Raw genomic sequence first — 17,708 nt, 5'->3', positions numbered from 1 at the left:
GCAAAAGCCGTGAGGCTTAGCGCGAGTAGAACTCGACGACGAGGTTCGGTTCCATGCGGACCGGATAGGGCACCTCGTCCAGCGTCGGCACGCGCACGTAGGTCGCCTTGCCGTCGCCATCGACCGAGACGTACTCGGGAATTTCACGCTCGCTGAGGCCCTGCGCCTCGAGAACCAGCGCCATCTCCTGCGCCTTCTTGCGCAGCGAGAGCACGTCGCCAGCCTTCACGCGGCGGCTGGCAATGTTGCACTTCTCGCCGTTCACTTCGATGTGACCGTGGTTCACGATCTGGCGCGCGGCGAAGATCGTCGGCGCCCACTTGGCGCGGTACACGACCATGTCGAGGCGCTGCTCAAGCAGACCGATCAGGTTCTGCGAGGTATCGCCCTTCATGCGGACGGCTTCCTCGTAAACCTTGCGGAACTGCTTCTCGGTGACGTCGCCGTAGTAGCCCTTCAGCTTCTGCTTGGCGCGGAGCTGGATACCGAAGTCGGAAAGCTTGCTCTTGCGGCGCTGACCATGCTGGCCGGGGCCGTATTCGCGCTTGTTGACCGGGCTCTTCGGACGACCCCAGATGTTCTCGCCCATACGGCGATCGAGCTTGTACTTGGCATTGCTGCGCTTGGACATGCGCAATCCTTTCAATTCGCGTTTCAAAAATGCCCGGAACCGCACCGCTCCGCCAAAGCGCGGAACGCGGCCACTGCTTCACCGGACGTGCAGGGCCAATTGCGAAGGCGCGCGTTTAGCGGGCCGCCCACGCCGAGTCAACGGATTTGCAAGCGCGAAGGCCCCCAAAGTCGACCACGAAAGACTTGCAATCACCATTTAACACAAAGATAGTTTCGGGGAAGCAACGGGGGTAGGTATGCGCGTTACGGGTAGGGTCTTATCTGCACTATTTCTTACATCCATACTGTCATTTCATGCATCAGCCGAAACGGCAGACCTCGCCACTCTGTTCGGTGCGCGTGAGAATGTTGAAAGCGTAGGCCTGTCTCCACTTGGAGATTTCGTCGTCTACAAGACGCCCGCAGGCCCGCGCGACACCAACTTCGTTGTCGCGGAAATCGCAACGGGGCAAGACAAGCTCATTGCGAACTCTTCTTTTGAGCAGGCCAGAATCTCTGACTGCAACTGGGCCAAAAACGACCGCCTTACCTGCGTTGTGGTAGGTGAAACCAATCTGGATGGCCTCAAGATCGGTTTCACGCGCATGTTCGCGATCGGACGGGACGGCACCAACATGCGCCTGCTCGGCACGCGCAGCAACGACCGGTCGCTCGATTTGAACCAGTATTCTGGTGCCCTCATCGATACGCTCCCCGAAGACCCGGAGAACGTGCTACTGCAGGTGCCTTTCCTTGAGCAGGTGACGACCGGAACACGCCTGCTCAGTCCGGAATCCGGGCTCGGCGTGAAGCGGTACAACATCTACAATGGACGATCGACGACGCAGGAACGGCCCAACGCCAACACAAGCCGCTACGTTTCGGATACGAAAGGCGAAATCCGGTTTCGCACGATCCGGGAAGTCGATGGCGATCGGAACTACACCGGCAAAAGAAGTCACTGGTATCGCGGTCAGACCGACCGCACATGGAAACAAATCACGCTTTCCGATGACGCCTCCATGGTCGGTTTCGATGAAAGCGGCGACAATATTTATACGCTGGAGCCGGTCAACGGACGTGACGCGCTCGTCAAGCATCGATTGGATGGCAGCGCGACGAAAGACACGGTGTTCGCACACGACAAGGTGGACATCACGGGTCTCGTCCGTTTCGGCGCGAAACAGCGCCCGGTCGGCGTGTATTACTACGATGACTATGAGCACCTCGAATATTTCGACGAGGGACTGAAAACGCTGGGGAAAAGCCTTGCGAAAGTCCTGCCCGGCAAGAGCATTACCCTGCTCGACACATCTTGGGACGAAAACCGCATCCTTCTGTTCGCGCAGGCCGACGACGACCCTGGCACCTACTACGTCTTCGATCGCAAGAAGCGTGAGTTGATGCTGATTACGCCTGTAAGGCACCAGTTGGAGGGCAGAACGCTCGCAAAGACCAAGCCCATCAGCTATCCGGCCGCCGATGGCACATCCATCCCCGGCTACCTCACCTTGCCACCGGGCCAGGACGGCAAGCGCCTGCCGCTGATCGTAATGCCGCACGGCGGCCCTTCCTCCCGCGACACCTGGGGCTTCGACTGGATGGCGCAGTTCCTTGCGGCGAAGGGTTATGCGGTTCTCCAACCGAACTATCGCGGATCCTGGGGCTACGGGGAGGCCTGGATCGGCGACAACGGCTTTCAGGGCTGGCGGCAGGCAATCGGAGACATCAACGACGGCGCCCGCTGGGCCATCGCGAGCGGACTTGCGGACGCAGATCGGGTCGGTATCGTCGGCTGGAGCTATGGCGGCTATGCCGCGCTGCAATCGAATGTGGTTGATCCCACGCTCTACAAGGCCGCAGTCGCGATCGCCCCGGTCACGGATTTTGCACGCGTGGTGAGCGAAGCGCGATCCTTCAAGAACGCGCGGCTGGTAAAAGACTTTGTCGGAAGCGGACCGGAACTGCAGGCTGGATCACCGGTCAAACACGCCGCCGCCATCCGCGTACCCGTGTTGATGTTCCATGGCACCATGGACCTGAATGTCGATGTCGAGCAATCCCGCGTCATGGCGCGTGAACTGCGCAAGGAAGGCAAATCTGTCGATTATGTCGAGTTCGATGGGCTGCAGCACAGCCTCATCGACAGCAAGGCCCGCATCGACATGCTGACGCGGATCGGCACGTTCCTCGAAACGAACCTGCGCTAGCTAGCGCCGCTCTTTCGTTAGCGCCGTAATGATGCCCCTGAAGGTTCGCACTTCTTTTGCCGAGAAGCCGGGGCGCGTCAGCATGTTGCGAAGCGTACGGCGCGAGGCGGGTGCACGGCTTTCCACGCGGAAGTATTCTGCCGCGTCCAGCGCGGTCTCGATCTGCCCAATGAGTCCTTCGAGGTCGGCCTGCGGGGCCGGGCCTTCGTAGTTTTCGAAAGTAGACGCTTCGCCCACGCCGGCTTTCGACCATTCGTAGGCGAAGAGGATCACTGCCTGCGCGAGATTGAGCGAACCGAATTCGGGGTTTACCGGCACGGTGAGAATCGTCTGCGCGAGCGCGACGTCGTCGGTTTCGAGGCCGGAGCGTTCTGGACCGAACAGGATCGCGGTGCGCCCGGCGCGGCCGCGCGTGTCCAGCGCCGCTTTTTCGGGGCCGACGACCTCTTTCGTAAGGCCCCGTTTGCGCACAGTGGTAGCGTAGACGAATGCGCAGTCCGTCACCGCATCGGCCACGGTTTCGAAGACCTTCGCGTTTTCAAGCACGAGATCGGCGCCGCTCGCCGCCGGGCCCGCATCCGGGTTCGGCCAGCCGTCACGCGGAGAAACGAGCCGCATCTCGGCGAGCCCGAAATTGAGCATCGCGCGCGCCGCCTTGCCGATGTTCTCGCCAAGCTGCGGCCGCACCAGCACGATGGCGGGCGGCGGCGCGGCGGCCACCGCATCCGTCACTTCGCGCCCGTCCTCGCGACAGTCTCGATGGTGCCGATGAACTCCTCGAAGTCCTTGGCCTCGCGGAAATCGCGATAAACGCTGGCGAAACGCACGTAGGCGACGGCGTCAAGGCTCTTCAGCCCTTCCATCACCGCCTGCCCGATCACCTCGGCCTCGATCTCGGCCTCGCCGATCGCTTCCATCTGGCGGACGATGCCGGAAACGAGCCGCTCGATGCGCTCGGGCGCGATCGGTCGCTTGCGGCAGGCGATTTCGATGGAGCGGGCGAGCTTGTCGCGCTCGAACACTTCCTTGTCGCCGGACTTCTTGAGGATGACCAGCTCGCGAAGCTGCACGCGTTCGAAGGTCGTGAAACGCGCGCCGCACGCCGGGCATTGCCGGCGGCGGCGGATCGCGCTGCCGTCTTCGGTCGGACGCGAGTCCTTGACCTGGCTATCCTCGCCTCCGCAAAACGGGCAGCGCATTGCTCGTCCCCCCTTCCCCGATTGGGTGCGTCAGAGCCCCGGATAGATCGGGAAGCGGTCGCAAAGCGCCTTCACGCGCGCCCGAACGTCCGCTTCCACTGCACCGTTGCCCGCTTCGCCGTTCGCGGCAAGGCCGTCCAGCACATCGGCGATCATGTCGGCGATGAGCGTGAACTCCGCCTGCCCGAAGCCGCGCGTGGTGCCCGCGGGCGAGCCGACGCGGATGCCGCTCGTCTTCGTCGGCGGCAACGGATCGAACGGCACGCCGTTCTTGTTGCAAGTGATGTGGCTGCGCTCCAGCGCCTCGTCGGCGTCCTTGCCGGTCAGGCCCTTGGGGCGAAGATCGATGAGCGCGAGGTGCGTATCCGTGCCGCCCGCGACGACATCGCAGCCGCGTTCTTTCAGGCGGCCCGCAAGTGTCTTTGCGTTCGCGATCACAGCCTGCGCATAGACCTTGAAGCTCGGGTCGAGCGCCTCGCCGAACGCCACCGCCTTTGCGGCGATCACATGCATCAGCGGGCCGCCCTGAAGGCCGGGGAACACCGCCGAGTTGATCTTCTTGCCGAGCGCTTCGTCGTTGGAGAGCACCATGCCGCCGCGCGGGCCGCGCAGCGTCTTGTGCGTCGTCGTCGTCACGACGTGCGCGTGCGGCAGCGGGCTCGGGTGCAGACCCGCCGCGACGAGCCCCGCAAAGTGCGCCATGTCGACGAGCAGATACGCGCCCACCTTGTCGGCGATTTCGCGGAAGCGCGGGAAATCGAGCGTGCGCGGATAGGCCGAGCCGCCCGCGATGATGAGCTTCGGCTTGTGCTCCAGCGCCAGCCGCTCGACCTCGTCGAAGTCGACGAGGTGGTCGCTTTCGCGCACGCCGTACTGCACGGCGTTGAACCATTTGCCGGACTGCGCAGGCGGCGCGCCGTGCGTCAGGTGGCCACCGGCGGCGAGGCTCATGCCGAGGATGGTCTCGCCCGGCTGCACCAGCGCCATCATCACCGCGCCGTTCGCCTGCGCGCCGGAGTGCGGCTGCACGTTGACATAAGCGCAGTCGAAGAGCTTGCGCGCGCGATCGATGGCGAGCTGCTCGACCTCGTCGGAAGGCGCGCAACCCTGATAGTAGCGCTTGCCGGGATAGCCTTCGGCGTACTTGTTGGTGAACACGGAGCCCTGCGCTTCCAGAACGGCGCGGCTCACGATGTTTTCCGAAGCGATCAGCTCGATCTGGTCACGCTCGCGGGTCAGCTCTTTGGTGATCGCGTCGAAAACCGCCTTGTCGGCAGTGGCGACACCGTCGGTGAAGAACCCGTCCTGGGCAAGCGGCGTGGCGGCGGCGGTGCTCATGCTCGTATCTCCTTCGTGGGCTACGCCGACAATTTGTCGACGCGCCGCTGGTGACGTCCGCCCTCGAAGGGCGTGTTCAGAAATTCGTTGAGGCAATCCCGCGCCGTCTCGATGCCGATCAGGCGTTCGCCGAGCGCGAGGATGTTCGCATCGTTGTGCTGGCGCGAAAGCCGGGCCATCAGGCCGTTCATGCAGAGCGCAGCGCGCGCACCCTTCACGCGGTTCGCCGCAATCGAGATGCCGATGCCGGAACCGCAGACGACGACGCCCTTCTCTGCCTTGCCCGAAGCGACCGCTTCGCCGACCGCACGGCCGAAATCCGGGTAATCCACAGACTCACCACCGTTCGTGCCGAGGTCCAGAACCTCGTGCCCGGCTTCCTTCAGCCAGTCCGCAACAGCGGACTTCAGGACGTAACCGGCGTGGTCGCTGCCAATGGCGATAACGGACATGGAGCGGCGGGCCTCATGCAAGCTGTGGGTGCGATTCGCGTGAGCGCACTATCTAGGGGAGCGCCCCTTCCGAAGCTACCAAGAATTGTAACATGGCTGCTATTCGAAGATGCCCCTGAGATCGAGCGTCGCCCGTTTTCCAACGGCCGCGTAGTTCGCCTTTAGCCAATGCTCCGCCTTCATCCGGCCGAGATCGCGCAGCGCCGTGAGGAACGGCCAGTCCGCGTTCATCTTGGTGGCGGGCGGATAGGCCGCAAGCTCGGCGCCGCCGTCCACGCGATGCATCAGGATCTTGCGGTAGCGCTTGCCCGCTACGATCTGCCCCTCCCCGATCAACCGGTCGACGAACTCGATGGCGCGAAGCTCGCGGAGCAGCGAGCCGTTGAAGGCGATCTCGTCGATGCGGTTGTCGATATCCTCGACGCTGGTCGGCGTCTGGCGACGCTCGATCGGGCTCACCTGCACGAGCAATATGTCTTCCGGCCCCTCGTGGTAGAACAGCGGAAACAGCGCCGGATTGCCCATATAGCCGCCGTCCCAATAGGGCTCGCCGTCGATCACGACCGCCTGGAAGAGCTGCGGCAGGCAGGCAGAAGCGGCAAGAACGTCCGCCGTCACCTCATGGCCGGTGAATACGCGCACCTTGCCCGTGAACACATTGGTCGCCGCGATGAACAGCGCGAGGCCCTTGCACGCGGCGAGCTTTTCGAAATCGAAGGAGTCGGCAACAATATCGCGCAGCGGATTGAGCCCGGCGGGATTGAACTGATAGGGGCTGACCGCACGGGAAACCTGCCGCAGCATCTCGCGCCCCGGCGCGCCGTGTCCCGTCCATGCGTTCCACCACGTATCCCAAGGCGTGTCGCGCACAGGCACGAACATCGCAGCGTCAGACACGCGCTTCCAGAACCGGTCGAGGCTTTCGCGCGCGCCTTCGCGCCCGCCGTCCACCCAGCCCTGTGCGAGCGCCGCTGCGTTCATCGCCCCCGCACTGGTCCCCGAAATCGCGGAGAGTTCGATGCGCTTGTCTTCCAGCAGCCGGTCAAGCACGCCCCACGTGAACGCGCCGTGGCTGCCGCCGCCCTGAAGCGCGAGATTAATGCTTTTCGTCGCCATGACGGGAGCTTAGCGCGCGAATGAAGCCTTGCCTACGCATCAAGTGTATTACATAAACAACACACAAAGACAGGGAGGCTTCATGCGCATCGTCTCACTCGTCGCGGTCGCACTCATCGCCGCCGCGCCCGCCGCAGCAGCGGACACGTCGATCATGGTGCTCGGCACCTACCATTTCTCGAACGCCGGGCTCGACAAGGCAAACGTGAAAGCGGACGACGTGACCGCCCCCGCCCGGCAAGCCGAGCTCGAACGGCTGACCACCGCGCTCGCGACATGGAAGCCCGACAAGGTGCTGGTGGAATGGCAATACCCCCAGCCCTTCACAGTGCCCGAATACCGGGCGTTCAAACCCGAAGACCTGAAGACCAAGACCAACGAGGTGATCCAGATCGGTTTCCGGCTTGCGCGCAAACTCGGTCACGCCGAGGTCTACGGCTTCGACGAGCAACCGGGCGCGGGGGAGCCGGACTATTTCCCGTTCGGCCCCGTCGAGGCGTTCGCGATAGCGCACGGACAAAAGGCCGAACTCGATGCGGTGTTCGACTATTTCCGGCAGCAGGCTGACGCCCAGACGAAAGCACAGGAAACCCAATCGATCCCGGCACTGCTGCTCACCATCAACGACCCCAGCCGCAACACGGCCGAACACGCGAAGGGCTATTACGACATGCTCCGCTTCGGCGACGGCGAGGACCAGCCGGGCGCCGTTCTGAACGCCATGTGGTACATGCGGAACGCCAAGATGTTCGCCAAGATCGGCCTCATCGCCAAACCGGGCGAGCGCGTGTTGGTGATCGTCGGCTCAGGTCACAAATACTGGCTGGAGCATTTCGCAGCGACAACACCGGGTTTCGCACAAGTCGACCCGAGACCTTACCTGAAAAAGGCCCGTTAAGCGGCGATGCGCATTTCCAGACGGTCCCAGATTTCCACGAGCGCGCGGACGAGGTCGTCCATCATCGCTTCGTCGTGGTTGGGGCCGGGGGTGAAGCGCAGCCGCTCCGTGCCGCGCGGCACGGTCGGGTAGTTGATCGGCTGCACGTAGACGCCGTACTCGATGAGCAGGATGTCGCTGATCTTCTTGCACTTCGCAGGGTCGCCGACGAGCAGCGGCACGATGTGCGTGGTGGACGGCATCACCGGCAGACCGGCATCGCCCATCTTCGCCTTGAGCGTGGCGGCGGCGGCTTGCTGACCTTCGCGCTCCGCGCCCGAAGTCTTCAGATGCCGCACGCTGGCAAGCGCACCCGCGACGAGGACCGGCGCAAGGCTGGTCGTGAAGATGAAACCCGGCGCATAGCTGCGGATCACGTCCGTCAGCGTCTTCGACGCCGCTATATAGCCGCCCATGATGCCGAACGCCTTGGCGAGCGTGCCTTCGATGATCGTCAGCCGGTGCGCGACGCCGTCCCGCTCCGAAATGCCACCGCCGTGGTCGCCGTACATGCCGACCGCGTGCACTTCGTCGAGGTAGGTGAGCGCGTTGTACTTGTCGGCGAGGTCGCAGATTTCGGCGATCGGCGCGATGTCGCCGTCCATCGAATAGACGCTTTCGAAGGCGATCAGCTTCGCGGCGTCCTTGGGCGCCTCGGCAAGCAGCTCTTCGAGGTGTTCGAGGTCGTTGTGGCGGAACACGCGCTTCTCGCAGCCCGCGCCGCGGATGCCCGCAATCATCGAGGCGTGGTTCAGCTCGTCCGAAAACACGATGCAGCCCGGCAGCAGCTTGCCGAGCGTGGAGAGCGTCGCCTCGTTCGAGATATAGCCCGAGGTGAAGAGCAGCGCGGCTTCCTTGCCGTGAAGCTCGGCGAGTTCGTTCTCAAGCTCGAGGTGATAGTGCGTGTTGCCGCCGATGTTGCGCGTACCGCCGGAGCCCGCGCCGACGTCACGCAGCGTCTCTTCCATCGCGGCGATCACGTCCGGGTGCTGGCCCATGCCGAGATAATCGTTCGAACACCACACGGTGATCGGGCGCGCGCCATTGTGGCCGGCGAAGCAGCGCGCGTTCGGGTAATTGCCGCGGTTGCGCAGAATATCGATGAACACGCGGTAGCGGCCTTCGGCATGAAGCCGATCGATCGCATCCTGGAAAATACGGTTGTAGTCCACGCTCTCTAACCCGTCCTGCCCGCCGTTTTGACCGCTTTACATCGGAGGTGGCGTTCCCGTCACCCCACTTTATGTCGCAGCCTTCTGTTGCGATCTATTCGCAACTTTTACGAGGGGCTGGAATGACTTAGATCAACTTCTCGACAAGAAAACTGTCGATGGCGAATTTCGCCGCCCAGTTGAGGTATGCCCACTGGCCATACTCGCCGTCGATAGGGAACGAACCGCGCACACCGCCGACGAGATCGGGGTTGCCTTCCACGGCGATCGTGCGGCGCACGAAGGCGTTCAGCCCCTTGCCTGCCTTCACGAAAGCGTCTCCGCCGCCAAGCGGAGCGAGATAGAAAAGGCTTTCGGCGATCTGCACGTTGCCGGTGAGGCACGACCATTCGACGGCGGCCGCCCAGTCCGAGCGCAAACGACCCGGAAGCGCGCCGTCGCTGCGGAGCGCGCCGACGAGGGCGTGCGCCATCTTCAGCGCCGCATCGAGATAGGGCTGTTCACCGGAAAGCCGGTGCGCCTCCACGACGCCGCGCAGATAATAGCCGAGCGTGTGTGTGAGCGGCCGGTCCTTGTGCTGCAGGCAGCAATCATTGACCCAGCCGTTCGCCTGCATCTTGCCGAGCGCCCAGTCGACCTGTTTGAGCCCCGCTGCGCCATAGCCTTCGCCGGGCGCGGTGCGCTCGGCCTCGAACAGGCCCCACGACACGTGGGTTTCATAGGCCTTTTCACCTGCGTGCGTGAACGGCGACGGGTGCGAGCGCCAGCAGCCGTCCGGATCGAGCGAATCCCTGAGGAAACGCGCGGCGCCGTGCATGGCCTCCAGATACTTCGCGTCGCCCAGCGCCCGTGCGCCGATGGCAAGGCCGATCAGGATCTGGCCGGTGTTGAAGGTGACGGACTTCACCGGCACGGCATCGATCTTGCCGCCCTGAAAGCCGCCATCGTCGAGCTGGATCGCGCAGAGCCAGTCGAGCATCCGCCGCGCCCGCGCTTCCTCGCCCAGCGTCAACAGCGTCGGAATGATATAGCCGGTCGTCTCCGGGTAGCTTGTCGCCCAGCCTTTCGCGACGTGATAGTCGCGGGCGACGCCACCGTCTGCGGTGGCGGAGCAGTCCTGCGCGCGGCCGAGCCACGCGGTGCACGCTGCCACGGCCGCGTCGATGCCGGGATCGGCGAACGGCAGGCCTGCGGCGTCGCGCTTCTTCGCCGCGCGCTCGGCGGGCGCAAGCTGGAAGTCGTTGTAGAGCGATTTCAAGGTATTGAGCATGAACCCTGCCTAGCCGGAGACGGTTAAGGTTTTATCGCCGGCCGCCGAGGCCGAGCTTGCGCGCGATACGACTGCGTCCCGATGCGAGCCACGGGCCGGGATCGTCACCGCGCCAGAGCGCGTCCACCGCCCGCCAGCCGGAGCCTGACTTGGGTACGACCGCTCCAGAGGCGACCGCACCGGGATCGCGCCAGCCGAACCGGTGCCGGGGCTGGGCGGAAGGCAGCTGTAGGCGCATCTGGTCGGCGAACTGCACCGCGGGCAGGTTCACGCCGTTCAGCGTCGCCAGCTCCGACTGGTAGTCGGTGCGGCACGCGGTCGGTTCGATCATGTAGAATGCGCCCGTTATCGCGTGGCGCTTGAATTCGAGGCTGCCCATCCCCTGGAAGTGCGCGGCGGCAAAAAATGCCTGTGTGTCGGCCGCGAGCCGCGCGTGCGCTTCGGGCGCGGGCGCGCAGCCCGCCGTGCCGCCCACGCGCGGTGGCCAGCTTGCAGTCTTGTAGCCGGTATAGGCAGCAAGCATGTCGCTTTCGGCGCCGAAATAGCCAAGGCAGAAGAAGACGCTGCCGTCGTCCCCCGGCACATACTCCTGCGCCACGAGTTCGCCCGCAGCGGCGAGCATGTCCGGGATCATCGGCGCGGCGTCCCCCGCGCTTTCGAACACGTACGCCTTCTTGAAGCGCGCCTGATAGGCGGCGACATGCTCGCTCGGCTTCACGATCAGCGGCGGCGTCAGCTTTTCAAGGAGCGCGAGATCGTCGGCGCTGCGCAGTGTTACCGTGCGCGGCACGGCAAGACCAGCGCGCGCCGCGATCGGCATGAACCGGTCCTTGTTGACCATCGCCTCTACGACGTCGCGGCCCGGCATCGCGATGCGGTAGCCCGGAATCCGGTCGCGGTTCGCCGCCACTGTGGCGACACCGTCCTCGCGGGTGAGGAACAGCACGGGGTCGTGATCGAGCCGGGCGCGATAGGCGGCGAGCGCCTCGACAAGCCCTTCGCCTGCAAGCGGCGCCTTCGCCTTCGTACCGTGGCGCGTGGCGGCATAAGGCCCCATCGTGTCGTCGAAGGCGTGCACGCGGATACCCGCCGCCGCCAGCGACCGCACGACGCCGAGGCCGTTGAGGCCAAGGCCGACGACAAGCGCGCTACCGTTCAAAAGCTGAGGTCTCCCCAAGCCGGAGGCACGAAATAGCCGTCCACCATTTCCTCCGTCACGTCGCGGAGCGCGGCGGGGCGCCAGCGCGGCGACTTGTCCTTGTCAATCAGCTGGGCGCGGATGCCTTCGAAGAAATCATGGCCCGACTTGATCGCCGACACCACCCTGTATTCGCGGCGCAGGCATCCGGCGAGGTCGTCGCCTTTCGCTTCACGCAGCGCGCGAAGGCTGATCTTCATGCTCGTCGGCGACATCTTCATCAGCACGTCGCGCTGCGCCACCGCCCAGTCGCCGCCGAGCGACAGCGATTCCATGATCGCCTCCACCGTATCGAACGCGAAGTGCCGATCGATCTCCTCGCGCACCGCCTCCAGCGGCGCGGGCCCCGCATCTGAATGAAAGGCGTTCAGCGTCTGCGCAACATCGCCGCCCTCGGCGAGCGCATCGGTCAGCGCCTCGATCTGCGCACTCGTGCAGTGGTGCGTGCCGTATCCGGCATACATGCAGTCCGCCGCTTTCAGACGTGCGCCGGTGAGGCCGAGATAAATGCCGACCTCGCCCGGCATCTGCGCAAGCGCATGTGTGCCGCCAACGTCGGGGATAAGGCCGATGCCGGTTTCCGGCATGGCGAACAGCGTCTTTTCCGTAACGACGCGATACGGCGCATGAACCGAGACGCCGACACCGCCGCCCATGCTGAACCCGTCGACGAGCGCCACATAGGGTTTAGGAAACGTGCCGATGGCAAGGTTCATGCGGTACTCGTCCGCGAAGAAGCCTTCCCACTCCGAAGTGCCTTCCTTGCCGGAATGGTAGAGGCCTACCACGTCGCCGCCCGCGCAGAACGCCTTTTCGCCCGCGCCGCGGATGATCACCACCGAAACATCGTCATCTGCGGCCCAAGCATCGAGCTGCCGATGCAGCGCGAGACACATCTCGCGATTGAGCGCATTCAGCGCCTGAGGCCGGTTCAGCGTCATCAGCCCGGCGCGGCCGCGCTTTTCAAACACGATGTCGTCGGTCATCCAGTTTCCCTCAAGTTATTCAGAATGCGCGCGGCGCAGCGGTGGAGGTCATACGCGCAAGGAGCGCGCCTTCGCCATCGAAAAGGTCGGCCTCAAGGAAGGCGATCATGCGGCCGCGCTTGATGACCCGGCCTTCCGCGTAGAGTTTCCCGGCCTTCGCGGGCAGCAGGAAGCTCACCTTCATCTCGATCGTCGCCACGAAGATCCGCTTGCCCGCATCGGCAACGCACGCCATCTCCGCCGCGTCGTCGAGCATCGCCGCAACGATACCGCCCTGCACCGTGCCGTTGGGGTTGCAGAACGCGGGCGTCGCGACGAACGACATGCGAACGCGGCCCGAGGGGTCCAGCTCCAGAATTTCGGCGCCGAGCAGGATGCCGGTGGGCGGCAAATCGGCGTTGAGGCGCGCGAGCAAATCCTCATGCGTCGTCATAAGTTTCGCCGCGATCCCTTTGTTAGAGATAATCTACATCAAGCCCACGCGCCGCAAGAGCGGGCACCAGCGCGGCGGACTTTTCGTCTCTCAGTGTGAAAACGGCAAGGCCTGTCGGCTCGCACCCGGCCCAGTCCGCGTCGCGAAGCAGGTGCGCGACGCGGCGCGCGATGCCCTGCCCGCCGTGGACGAAGCGCAGGGGACGGCGGGCGGCAGCGGCAAGCTCATCCTCCACCAGCGGGAAGTGCGTGCACGCGAGCACAACGATGTCCATGTCCTCACCGCGCGGTTGCCCGGTCAGTCCCGCCATCACCGCCGCATAGTCCTCCGCCGGAACCACATCCCCACGCAGCTTCGCCTCCGCCATTGCCGCAAGCTCCGGCGTGCCGTGGCGGAGCACCACACAGTCCGAAGCGAACTCGGCGGCAAGATTGTCGACATAGGCCTGCCGTACCGTGGCCGGCGTGCCGAGCACGCCGATCACCTTCGTCTCCGTCGCCCCGGCGGCGGGCTTGATCGCGGGCACCGTACCCACCACCGGCACGTCGAGCGCGGCGCGCACGTGCGCCAGCGCGATCGTGGAGGCGGTGTTGCAGGCTATGACGATGAGGCGGGGTCGATACCGCTCCGTCAGCCGCCCGAGCAGCGCGGGCACGCGCGCGGCAATCTCCGCCTCGCTCTTGCTGCCGTAAGGAAACCCGGCGTTGTCCGCCACGTACACGACCGGCGCCTGCGGCAGTGCGGCGCGGATCGGCGCCAGCACGGAGAGGCCGCCCATGCCCGAATCGAAAACGAGAATCGGCGGGCAGGTCATGCCGACATCATTCGCGCACGCTCGCGCCATTCGGCGGACAGCAGCTTCAGACCCGAAAGCGCCTTCAGCGACACGGGGTCGGACTTCCCCGCCCCGCCGACGATCAGGCCGAAAACGCGCGCCACGGTCCATTCGGGATGCGGCCTGCGTTCAAGCGTCAGCGCATCACCGACCGCGACGACGCCGGGCTCGATCACACGGTAGTACCAGCCCGAACGACCCGTCTTGACGATTTCGGCGACGAGCGCCGGGCGTCCCAGCCGGTGCGCCGGTTTCCAGCAAGGCTTGCGCCCCTGCGAAATCTCGACGAGCGCGGTGCCGAGACGGTAGCGATCGCCGATGCAGGCGGTGTTCTCGTCGAGGCCGGTCGTCGAGATGTTCTCGCCGAACGCCCCCGCCGCGCCGAGCAGCGCCTGATCGGGCATCCGTTGCGCCCACCACGCGTAGTGATCGCGCGGATAGTGGTGGACCGCCATGTCGACGCCGCCGTGGTGGACGGTATCCGCCTGCTCGTCGCCATCAAGGCCGAGCGGCTTCACCACCACTGCGCCGAGCCGGGGCGCCTTGACGATCGCGCTCATCTCCTCGCCGCGCAGCGGGCGGGCGGTGCCGGTGAGCACGGCTTCTATCGTGAGTCCCGTCATGATCCGCGATTAGCGCCCGCGCCGCACCCCGGTAAAGCCCGTGCTTCTCAAGGCGTGCGTTTTCGACCATAGATGCCGCCCATGTCTCCCGTCCCCAAACCCGCCGCCGCCTACCCCGCCACCCGCCTGAGACGCCCCCGCGCACATGCATGGTCGCGCGCGCTGTTCGCGGAAGTGACGCTCTCTCCGGCCGATTTCATCTGGCCGCTTTTCGTCACCGATGGCACGGGCGTGCGCACGGCGGTGCCGACGATGCCGGGCGTCGAGCGTCTGTCGGTCGATCTCGTCGCCGAGGCCGCGAAGGAAGCCGAAGGCCTCGGCATCCCCTGCATCGCGCTCTTCCCGAACACGCCCCCCGAACGCCGCACCGCCGACGGCCGCGAGGCGCTCAACCCTGACAATCTGACCTGCCGCGCCATCAAAGCCATCAAGGATGCCGCCCCCGGCATCGGCGTGCTCACGGACGTCGCGCTCGACCCGTACACGACGCACGGCCACGACGGCCTGCTTTCGGAAGACGGCCGCATCCTCAACGACGAGACGATCGAGATGCTGCAAGGCCAGGCGCTCGTGCAGGCTCGCGCCGGAGCCGACATCATCGCCCCGTCGGACATGATGGACGGCCGCGTCGGCGCGATCCGCAAGGTGCTGGAGGCGGGCAGTTTCCACGACGTGCAGATCATGAGCTACGCCGCCAAATACGCCTCCGCATTCTATGGTCCGTTCCGCGATGCGGTCGGCTCCGGCGGTTTCCTGAAAGGCGACAAGAAGACCTATCAGATGAACCCCGCGAACGCCGACGAGGCGCTGCGCGAAGTCGCGCTCGACATCGCCGAGGGCGCGGACAGCGTGATGGTGAAGCCGGGGATGCCCTATCTCGACGTGATCGCCCGCGTGAAGGACGCGTTCAATATCCCCGTGTTCGCCTATCAGGTCTCCGGCGAGTACGCGATGCTGGAAACCGCCGCGCGCGCGGGCCTCATCGAACGCGACCGCATGATCATCGAGGCGCTGACCGCGTTCCGCCGCGCGGGTTGCTCGGGCATCCTCACCTATTACGCGCGCGACGCGGCACGGCTGCTCGGATGACCGCCGCCGAGGGGGCACTGTCGCGGGGTTTGGCGGCACGGCCGCTGTTCATCGCGACGATCTTCCTCGGCTCGTTCCTTCTGTTCCTCATCCAGCCGATGCTCGGCCGCATGGCGCTGCCGACGCTGGGCGGCGCGCCCGCGGTGTGGAACGTCGCCATGCTGTTCTACCAGGCGATGCTGCTCGCGGGGTACGTCTACGCGCACGCGATCAGCCGCATGGCGCAGCGCCGGCAGACCATCGTCCACCTCGCCGTCTTCGCCGTCGCGGCGCTGACGCTGCCGATCAGCCTCGCCGACATCGGGGGCCGCGAGACATTGCCGCCGATGCTGTGGCTGCTGGCGCTGCTCGCCGCCTCGATCGGCCCGGTGTTCTTCGTCGTCGCCGCGCAGGCACCGCTGATGCAGTCGTGGTACGCGCGCGTCGACGACCCGGCGGCGGCGGACCCCTATTTCCTCTACGCGGCGAGCAATGCGGGAAGCCTGCTCGCGCTCCTCGCCTATCCGTTCGCGGTCGAGCCCTATCTGCGGCTGAAGGAGCAGGCGTGGCTCTGGTCGGGCGGATTCGTGGTCCTCGCGCTGCTCGTCGCCTTCTGCGCGCGCCGTCCGGCGCGTGAACCCGTACCTGCCGCCGAGGCCGCACCACCCGCGACGCGGCGCGAGCGCGCGGTCTGGACGGCGCTTGCCGCCGTGCCTTCGGGCCTGCTGCTCTCGACGACGACGCACCTGACGACGGACATCGTTGCCGTGCCGCTGCTCTGGGTGGTGCCGCTCGGGCTCTACCTCGTCACCTTCATCGTCGCGTTCTCGATGGGCGGCGCGCTCTTCGTGAAGCAGGCGAAGATGGCGTCGCCGATCCTGCTCCTGCTGCTCGGCGGCTACACGTTCCTCGCGCAGGGCGTGTTCGCGCTCCTGATGGCGCTCACGAACCTCGTGCTGCTGTTCGTGGTCGCGCTCGCGCTCCATGGGCACCTCGCCGAGAGACGCCCGCCGCCGTCGCAACTGACAGACTTCTACCTCTGGATCTCACTGGGCGGTGTCATCGGCGGCTTCTTCTCGGCAATCGTCGCGCCGCTCGTGTTCGACTGGGTGTATGAGCACCCGATCCTGCTGGTGTGCGCCGCCGCGCTCATCCCGGCGAAGCCGCTGACGAAGCGCATCGGAAAGCTGTGGCAAGGCCGCCGGGGCCTCGTTCTCGATATCGCCCTGCCGCTCATCGCGCTCGTCGCCTCGTGGTGGGTGCATACCGAGCTGATCCTCGCCGACCGTGCCGAAACCGCCGCGCCCGCGCTTGGCATCATCGCGCTTGCCGCCGTGCTGTCGATCGGGCGGCGGCTCACCTTCGCGGCCTGCTTCGGCGCGCTGATGCTCGGCCTCGGCGGCTGGCAGGCGATCGCGATCAGCCGTATCGAGCTTGCGCGCGAGCGCAGCTTCTTCGGCATCTACACGGTGAAGGCAGACGGCGAGCGACTCATCCGCCTCCTGGAGCACGGCACGACACTGCACGGCGTGCAAAGCCTGATCCCGGACCTGCAGAGTGAGCCGCAGTCCTACTATGCCAAGGGCAGCGGCATCGCCGAGGCGTTCACCGCACTGCCGAACATTGCTGGCCGCTTCGCCAAGGTCGGCTACGTCGGGCTCGGCGCGGGTTCGCTCTCCTGCTTCGCGAAACCGGGACAGGGCTGGAGCGCCTTCGAGATCGATCCCGTCGTCGTCCGGATCGCGAAAGACGAGCGGCTGTTCACCTACATTTCGCGCTGCACGCCGGACCTTCGCATCGTCATGGGCGACGCACGCCTCTCGCTCGCGAAGGAGCCGAAACACACCTACGACCTCATCGCCATCGACGCCTTCACGTCGGACGCGATCCCCATGCACCTGATGACCGAAGAGGCCTTCAAGGTTTACGCAGGGGCGCTGAAACCGGACGGCGTGCTGATGGTGCACATCTCGAACCGCCATATCGACCTGCAGCCGGTGATCGCCGCCATCGCGAGCGACATGGGCTGGACAGCACGCGTGCGCGATCACACGCCCTACGACCCCGGCCTTCCCGGCATCGATTATTCGCGCTCGATCTGGGTGGCGCTCACGCCCACGGAGATGCGGATGCAGGATCTGATGTACGGCGGCGGCGCTGGCCCTGCAGGCTGGGCGATGCTGCGCGAACGGCCCGACCTGCAACCCTGGACCGACGATTTCGCGAGCATCATCCCCGTGCTGAAGCAGCAGTAGGCCG

At 65.4% G+C, this 17,708-nt stretch carries 17 protein-coding genes; 4 read left to right on the top strand and 13 right to left on the bottom strand.

Annotated elements, in window-relative coordinates; genetic code table 11:
- Positions 1-16: 16 nt before the first annotated feature.
- A complete protein-coding gene (rpsD, locus tag ACE3TJ_RS18880) occupies positions 17-631 on the bottom strand; it encodes a 30S ribosomal protein S4 (protein WP_374598982.1) in 615 nt (204 codons plus the stop codon).
- 538 nt (positions 632-1,169) lie between these two features.
- On the opposite strand from rpsD, the gene ACE3TJ_RS18875 reads away from it, so the two are divergent.
- Positions 1,170-2,822, top strand: coding sequence for an alpha/beta hydrolase family protein (locus ACE3TJ_RS18875; RefSeq protein WP_374598980.1), 1,653 nt, complete (start codon positions 1,170-1,172; stop codon positions 2,820-2,822).
- On the opposite strand, the gene ACE3TJ_RS18870 is transcribed toward ACE3TJ_RS18875, so the two are convergent.
- The 5 genes from ACE3TJ_RS18870 to ACE3TJ_RS18850 form a co-directional block, all read right to left on the bottom strand.
- A complete protein-coding gene (locus ACE3TJ_RS18870) occupies positions 2,823-3,554 on the bottom strand; it encodes an RNA methyltransferase (RefSeq protein WP_374598978.1) in 732 nt (243 codons plus the stop codon).
- On the bottom strand, positions 3,551-4,021 hold the full coding sequence (gene nrdR, locus ACE3TJ_RS18865; RefSeq protein WP_374598975.1) for a transcriptional regulator NrdR: 471 nt from the start codon (positions 4,019-4,021) through the stop codon (positions 3,551-3,553). Before nrdR ends, ACE3TJ_RS18870 begins: the two co-directional genes overlap by 4 nt.
- Before the next feature lie 30 nt (positions 4,022-4,051).
- Positions 4,052-5,359 carry a serine hydroxymethyltransferase gene (glyA, locus tag ACE3TJ_RS18860; RefSeq protein WP_374598973.1) on the bottom strand — a complete coding sequence of 436 codons (1,308 nt, stop codon included), beginning with the start codon at positions 5,357-5,359 and terminating at the stop codon, positions 4,052-4,054.
- 20 nt (positions 5,360-5,379) lie between these two features.
- The gene (rpiB, locus tag ACE3TJ_RS18855) at positions 5,380-5,811 is read right to left on the bottom strand and encodes a ribose 5-phosphate isomerase B (protein ID WP_293780970.1); all 432 of its coding nucleotides are present in this window, start codon (positions 5,809-5,811) and stop codon (positions 5,380-5,382) included.
- Positions 5,812-5,910: 99 nt separating this feature from the next.
- Positions 5,911-6,927, bottom strand: a complete 1,017-nt coding sequence (locus tag ACE3TJ_RS18850; RefSeq protein WP_374598971.1) for a patatin-like phospholipase family protein — start codon at positions 6,925-6,927, stop codon at positions 5,911-5,913.
- Between the two features lie 82 nt (positions 6,928-7,009).
- On the opposite strand from ACE3TJ_RS18850, the gene ACE3TJ_RS18845 reads away from it, so the two are divergent.
- Positions 7,010-7,825 carry a DUF5694 domain-containing protein gene (locus ACE3TJ_RS18845; RefSeq protein ID WP_374598969.1) on the top strand — a complete coding sequence of 272 codons (816 nt, stop codon included), beginning with the start codon at positions 7,010-7,012 and terminating at the stop codon, positions 7,823-7,825.
- Here ACE3TJ_RS18845 and hemA read toward each other — a convergent pair.
- From hemA to ACE3TJ_RS18810, 7 genes are all read right to left on the bottom strand, one after another.
- Positions 7,822-9,036, bottom strand: coding sequence for a 5-aminolevulinate synthase (gene hemA / locus ACE3TJ_RS18840; protein WP_374598967.1), 1,215 nt, complete (start codon positions 9,034-9,036; stop codon positions 7,822-7,824). The genes ACE3TJ_RS18845 and hemA overlap by 4 nt on opposite strands.
- Positions 9,037-9,163: 127 nt before the next feature.
- Positions 9,164-10,306, bottom strand: coding sequence for a hypothetical protein (locus tag ACE3TJ_RS18835; protein ID WP_374598965.1), 1,143 nt, complete (start codon positions 10,304-10,306; stop codon positions 9,164-9,166).
- A 31-nt stretch (positions 10,307-10,337) separates the two neighbouring features.
- Positions 10,338-11,465 carry a hypothetical protein gene (locus ACE3TJ_RS18830; protein ID WP_374598963.1) on the bottom strand — a complete coding sequence of 376 codons (1,128 nt, stop codon included), beginning with the start codon at positions 11,463-11,465 and terminating at the stop codon, positions 10,338-10,340.
- On the bottom strand, positions 11,462-12,490 hold the full coding sequence (locus tag ACE3TJ_RS18825; RefSeq protein ID WP_374598961.1) for an enoyl-CoA hydratase/isomerase family protein: 1,029 nt from the start codon (positions 12,488-12,490) through the stop codon (positions 11,462-11,464). The genes ACE3TJ_RS18830 and ACE3TJ_RS18825 overlap by 4 nt, the downstream gene beginning before the upstream one ends.
- A gap of 19 nt (positions 12,491-12,509) precedes the next feature.
- Complete coding sequence (locus ACE3TJ_RS18820; protein WP_374598959.1) at positions 12,510-12,923, bottom strand: PaaI family thioesterase; 414 nt, start codon at positions 12,921-12,923, stop codon at positions 12,510-12,512.
- 22 nt (positions 12,924-12,945) lie between these two features.
- Positions 12,946-13,737 carry a glutamate racemase gene (gene murI, locus ACE3TJ_RS18815; protein ID WP_374598957.1) on the bottom strand — a complete coding sequence of 264 codons (792 nt, stop codon included), beginning with the start codon at positions 13,735-13,737 and terminating at the stop codon, positions 12,946-12,948.
- Entirely contained in the window at positions 13,734-14,381 is a 648-nt protein-coding gene (locus tag ACE3TJ_RS18810) for an MOSC domain-containing protein (RefSeq protein ID WP_374598955.1), read from the bottom strand. Before ACE3TJ_RS18810 ends, murI begins: the two co-directional genes overlap by 4 nt.
- Positions 14,382-14,453: 72 nt before the next feature.
- Here ACE3TJ_RS18810 and hemB point away from each other — a divergent pair, with 72 nt between their 5' ends.
- Complete coding sequence (gene hemB / locus ACE3TJ_RS18805; protein WP_374598953.1) at positions 14,454-15,470, top strand: porphobilinogen synthase; 1,017 nt, start codon at positions 14,454-14,456, stop codon at positions 15,468-15,470.
- Entirely contained in the window at positions 15,467-17,704 is a 2,238-nt protein-coding gene (locus ACE3TJ_RS18800; RefSeq protein ID WP_374598951.1) for a spermidine synthase, read from the top strand. Before hemB ends, ACE3TJ_RS18800 begins: the two co-directional genes overlap by 4 nt.
- Positions 17,705-17,708 lie beyond the last annotated feature (4 nt).

Origin of the sequence: Sphingosinicella sp. (genome assembly GCF_041916975.1) — a bacterium.
GTDB lineage: Bacteria > Pseudomonadota > Alphaproteobacteria > Sphingomonadales > Sphingomonadaceae > Sphingosinicella.
Note: the sequence above shows the minus strand (reverse complement) of the source record. Positions and strands in the feature narration are given on the sequence as shown.